Raw genomic sequence first — 5,458 nt, 5'->3', positions numbered from 1 at the left:
CCGAGCCAGCGCCTGTTGGTATCCCGCGTCGTCGCGCAGGGACGCGAAGTCGTCATCTTTTTCCAGCAGGTCGGGCTGCTGGAAACCACGATCGGCGGCAATGCCCAGCGCGGCTAGGGCCTTCTCCTTGTTCCCCATCCGCGCGTAGGCTGCAGCCAGATTGTAGGGAGTGTACAGCGGCGCGAACTTCAGCGACTCGGCCCGTTCGAACGCCGCCGCCGCATCCGCGTAATGCCCGAGATGGATTTGTGCGGTGCCCAGGCGGAACCAGGCCAGCCCGTTCTGCGGTTCGGCGGCGGTGATCTTCTGGTAGGCCGAGGCCGCCTTTTCCCACTGCTGGGCGCGATAGGCGCTGTCGGCTTCGTCGGCGGTCTGGGCAAACGCCGTCGCTCCTAGCGAAAAGAGGACCAAGAAAAGCTGGGCTAGCTGGCGCATGGTGAATCCCCCCGTGAGTGGCCCCTCATTCCATACTCCCCAGAATCGGGGCGGGAACAACCTTGGGACGAAATATCGCCAGCATGTGACGACCCGGTCCGTATGCGCCGTGAGGTGACGAGGGCGCGAGCACGGCTTAACGGAATTCAATCGCAAGGTAGCGCGCAGTGCTGTTTCCCACGTTCGTAAGTGTGTGGGTGACTCGGCCAGCCACCCAATCGGTTTCGCCGGACTTAAACCGAATGGTGCGGGGCGGCTTGCCTGGGGCGTCGCTTCGCAGTTCGACATCCGTCAGAGGGATGGCAAGGTGTGGGCCGCTGTGCGTGTGCTTTGGCTGAGTTGCGCCGGGTTTGAGTTCGGTTTCCGTAACCCGCAGTCCCCCACGGACCACAATCGTGTCCACCGATCCGCCTTCGAACAGCTCCACGCCGCGCTCCCATCCCGCGCCGGGCTTGCGGGCGGCAGCGCGCCGCTTGGCCGCGGGCAGGATTTCCACCGTCACGTTGCGGAAAGGCGTAGAGGCCAGGTTGCGCGCCACGTGGGCGAAGCCACCCTCGGTGTAGCGTGCTTCGCCGTCCGCCAACTGCAACCTCGCAGGCGGCTTGCCCTCCACTTCGTTCGCGACTTCGGCCGCTCCCAGGACGACGAAAACATAGTCGTGGGCATGGTGATGCAGGCCGGTGGCGCCATTCGGCGGCACTTCGACGCGGAACGCGCGCACGTATTCGTTCTCCAGCACGAGGTGGTGGTGGGGCTCGGCGGAAACATCAACGGCTTGCGGCGCGGTCTGCGCGGAGGCCAGGCAGAGAGCGGCGAGTGGAACGAGCAGTCGGCGAATCCTCATATCGAGCGAGTCTATCGCACCGGCTCAGTACGGAAAGGGCTCGATCTTCCACTTGTCGAACACGCGGGCCTCGACGAAGACGCGGTGCAGGTCGGGATCGAGTTCGCCATCCTTCACGGATAGGTCGAGGATGTCGAGCGCGCGCTCCAGGCTCACCGCCTTCTTGTAGGGGCGGTCGGAGGCGGCCAGGGCGTCGAAGATGTCGGAGATGGTCATCATGCGCGTCTGTACGGGAATCTCCGGCGCGCTCAGCTTGTAGGGATAGCCGGTGCCGTTCAGTTTTTCGTGGTGGCCGCGGGCGATGCCGGGGATGTTGCGGATCTCCTTGGTCCACGGGATCTGCTGCAGGAAGTTGTAGGTGTGCACCACGTGCGACTCGATCTGCCTGCGCTCGGCGTCATCGAGCGAGCCTTTGCGGATGGAGAGCAGCCGCACCTCGTCCTCACTGAGCAGGACTCTCTCTTCCCCATCAAAGTCCAGGTACTTGCGGGCGGCGATGTCCATCAGCATCTCGAAGCTTCCGGTGGGCAACACCGTGGGCTCGTTCGACTCCAGCACCTTTTTGAAGTAGCCGTCCAGCTCCGCCAGGCGTTCTTCCATCTCCTTGTCGAAGACCGGAAGCTGCTTCATGTATTCCTTGCGGCCCTTCTCCAGCAGGTGCTTCACGCGTTGTGCGGAGTTTTCATGCTGCAGGGTGCGCTTCACGAAGTGGAAGCGCTGCTTCACCAGGTCGAGCTGCCACGGGTACAGCTTCTTGGCCTTGACCAGGACTTCTTCGCGAACACCCACCTTGCCGAAGTCGTGCAGCAGGGAGGCGTAGCGGATCTCTTTCATCTCCTGGCGCGTGAAGTGGATGGCGGCCAGCGACCCGTGCTCCAGGCGGTCCACCGCCTCGGCCAGGCCCACGGTGAGGTTGGCGACCCGGAAGGAATGGCCGCTGGTCGTGGGATCGCGCGCCTCAATGGCGATGACCGAGGCCTTCACGAAGCCCTCGAACAGCGCCTGGATGGCCTGGTAGAGCTGGCTGTTCTCCAGCGCCACGGCCGCCTGGCTGGCCAGCGACGCCGCGATCTCCTGCATGCGCTGCGAATAAGGGACCACCTGCGCCGTCACCGCGGCCACCGAGTCCAGCTTGGCCTCCCGGTCGCGCTTGGCGTTGAGCAGCTGCACCACGCCCACGATCTCGTCCTTCTGGTTGCGCATGGGCACGGCCAGGATGGACTTGGTGCGGTAGCCGGAATCTTCGTCGAACTTGCGGTTGATGCTGTAGGGAACGTTGGGGGGCAGGCGGTAGGCGTCGGCGATGTTCACCGTCTGCCCGGTCATGGCCACGTAGCCGGCGATGGAGCGCTCGCTGATCTCCATGGTGACTTCGCGGAAGGGCACGGCCACGGTATCGTTCTGCGCCAGCTTGAAGCGCAGGCGCTTCTGCGGCTCGCGCTGCTGCTTCATCACCAGCTTGCCCACCTCGTCCTTCACCGGCGCGGTGGTTTCTTCCAGGCTCTCCGCGCTCTCCACGATGTACAGTGACCCGGCGTCGGACTGGGTGATGGCACGTGACTTGGTGAGGATCAGTTCCAGCAGCTTCTCGGTGTTGTGCTCGGCGGAGAGCGCGGCGCCGATCTGGTTCAGCTCGCTGATCTCGCGGGTGGCGCCGATCAGGCGCTCGTTCAGCTCGCGGCGCGAGGCCAGCAACCGGATGTGGTCCACCGCGTTCTCCACCGCGCGCTCCACCAGCTCTGGCGGCGTGTTCGCCGGAAGATAGCTGTAGACGGCGCCATCCAGGCGCGGATCGCTGAAGCGGCGGTCGGTGAGCGCGATGATGCGCACGTTGGGCGCGCGCAGGGCCGCGAAGTTGTCCTTGAGGATCCACTCCTCGGTGACGACCACGACGCGCTCGGCCTCCGGCGCCTGGCTGTCCAGGTGCTCAAAGGCCAGCCGGCGGAAGCGGTGGGCTTCAATGGCCGCCCGCTTCCCCGCCGGGTCGCCCTCGAAGAAGACGACCATCGGCAAGGGGCGCCGCGGCGGCGGCCCAGCCGGCGACACCTCCGGTTTCGTGCCTGCGCTCATTTCTGCTTTTGAATGACGGTGTGCCTCTCCGGAGGAGGGCTGAGCGGCTCAGAGCGCTGCCCCGGACCCTCCGGCGGTGGTTACTATAGCAGAAGCGCGCAGGCCCCGAAGCGCTGCCGAAACCCCGCTCCACCCCGTGACTGCGTGGTATATAATCCGCGAACTTCCCCCGCATGCGACGGTCCAGCACGCCGTCTCCCGGAGCTTCCGACCGGCCGCCGCCGTGATGCGAGGTGAGGAGAGAACCGATGGCCACATTCCCGGCGAGTCCTTCTGCCGCGCCCGCTACCGGGGCGGCGGCCAAACCCGTCACTGAGACCGGAACGCTGCATTTCTTGCAGCGCATCAAGCTGTTCAGCGGCCTCTCGGTGGCCGAGTGCCAGGAAGTCGTCAAGCGCATGAAGCGCCGCGACTACCCGCCCAACACCGTCATCGTGCGCGAGGGCGCCCCCGGCAGCTCCATGTTCTTCGTCACCTCCGGCCTGGTCGAGGTCCGCAAGAAGGACCCCAACACCAATATCGACTTCCTGCTCACCGAGCTGGGGCCGGGAACCAACTTCGGCGAAATGTCGCTGCTCACCGGTAAGCCGCGCAGCGCCACCGTCTCCGCTACCCAGGCCACCACCTGCGCCGTGCTCGAGCAGAAGGACTTCCAGGACCTCTTCCTGCTCTACCCGAAGATGGGTCTGGCGCTCACCGCGGTGCTGGCCGAGCGCGTCGAGGCCGCCTCGCAGCAGGTGGGCATCGAGTACATGAACCTGGCCAAGATGAACTTTGACGCCCGGGTACTCGGCCTTCTGCCCCACACCATGATGCTGCAGCACCGCGTCATCCCCGTGGCCTTCGCCAACAACCGACTGACCCTGGCCATGGTGAATCCCAACAACATCATCGCCCTCGACGACATTCGCCGCATCATCAAGGGGGTGATGATCGAGCCCGTGGTCACGACCGAGGAAGACTTCAAGAAGTTCATGGGCACCACCTACGCGCAGCTCATGCATAAGGAAGAGCCTGCTGCCGCCGGGCCCGGCAAGACCACCACCGGCACGCTCGATATGACCGGCAAGACGTCGGCGGAGATGATCGACCTCTTGCAATCGGACATCATCCGCGACCTGCAGATGGCCGACGAAGGCGGTCCCACCGGCGCCGAGACCAAGCAGGAGCTGATGTCGGCCTCCGAGGATGCGCCCATCATCCGCCTGGCCAACTCCATCCTGGGCCTGGCCATCAAGAAGGGCGCCAGCGACATCCACGTCGAGCCCATGGAAACCGAAGTCATCGTCCGCTTCCGCATTGACGGCGTGCTCAACGTGGTGCAGAACCTGCCCAAGAAGGTGCAGCTCGGCCTGACCTCGCGCCTCAAAATCGTCTCCAAGCTGGACATCTCCGAAAAGCGCCTGCCGCAGGACGGCCGCATCAGCGTGAACATGGAAGGCCGCCCCATCGACTTCCGCGTCTCCACCATTCCTTCCAAGTGGGGCGAGAAAGTCTGCATGCGTATCCTGGACAAGTCGAACACCACCCTGGGCCTCGATAAGCTCATCGCCCACCAGGCCACGCTGGAGCTGGTGCGCGAGCTGATCTCGCAGCCCTACGGCATCATGTACGTCACCGGGCCCACCGGCTCCGGCAAGACCACTACGCTGTACTCCGCGCTCGCGGAACTAAACGAGCCCGGCGTTAACATCTCCACCGCCGAAGACCCCATCGAGTACGACCTGGGCGGCGTCAACCAGGTGCAGGCGCACAAGGAGATCGGCCTGGACTTCGCGCGCATCCTGCGCGCCTTCCTGCGCCAGGACCCGGACATCATCCTGGTCGGCGAGACGCGCGACAAGGAAACCGCGCACATCGCCGTCGAAGCCGCGCTCACCGGCCACCTGGTCTTCACCACGCTGCATACCAATAACGCCGCCGGCTCGTTCACCCGCCTGGGCGAGATGGGCGTCGAGCCCTTCCTGGTGTCGTCCTCCACTATCGGCGTGATGGCCCAGCGCCTGGCCCGCCGCCTGTGCCAGAAATGCAAGGAGCCCATCAAGGCTGACGACACCACCTGCGAATTCATGGGCATGGAGAAAGGCGCGACCATCTACAAGGGCGTGG

General features: G+C 64.9%; 4 protein-coding genes. 1 reads left to right on the top strand and 3 read right to left on the bottom strand.

Features of this window, described 5'->3' with window-relative positions; all coding sequences use genetic code 11:
- The 3 genes from VLE48_06845 to VLE48_06835 all read right to left on the bottom strand — a co-directional run.
- A partial coding sequence (locus VLE48_06845) for a tetratricopeptide repeat protein (protein ID HSA92711.1) occupies positions 1 to 435 on the bottom strand: 435 nt, incomplete at its 3' end.
- 136 nt (positions 436 to 571) lie between these two features.
- On the bottom strand, positions 572 to 1,279 hold the full coding sequence (locus VLE48_06840; protein ID HSA92710.1) for a hypothetical protein: 708 nt from the start codon (positions 1,277 to 1,279) through the stop codon (positions 572 to 574).
- A gap of 24 nt (positions 1,280 to 1,303) precedes the next feature.
- A complete protein-coding gene (locus tag VLE48_06835; GenBank protein ID HSA92709.1) occupies positions 1,304 to 3,349 on the bottom strand; it encodes an HD domain-containing phosphohydrolase in 2,046 nt (681 codons plus the stop codon).
- A gap of 248 nt (positions 3,350 to 3,597) precedes the next feature.
- Here VLE48_06835 and VLE48_06830 point away from each other — a divergent pair.
- A partial coding sequence (locus tag VLE48_06830) for an ATPase, T2SS/T4P/T4SS family (protein ID HSA92708.1) occupies positions 3,598 to 5,458 on the top strand: 1,861 nt, incomplete at its 3' end.

The sequence above is a fragment of the Terriglobales bacterium genome (genome assembly GCA_035454605.1).
GTDB lineage: Bacteria > Acidobacteriota > Terriglobia > Terriglobales > Acidobacteriaceae > DATMAB01.
This window is presented reverse-complemented; position numbering and strand designations above follow the sequence as displayed.

Bases quoted from the DNA above. Each gene is read 5' to 3' on its own strand.
- VLE48_06840 (HSA92710.1), bottom strand. From the start codon at position 1,279: ATGAGGATTCGCCGACTGCTCGTTCCACTCGCCGCTCTCTGCCTGGCC.
- VLE48_06835 (HSA92709.1), bottom strand. From the start codon at position 3,349: ATGAGCGCAGGCACGAAACCGGAGGTGTCGCCGGCTGGGCCGCCGCCG.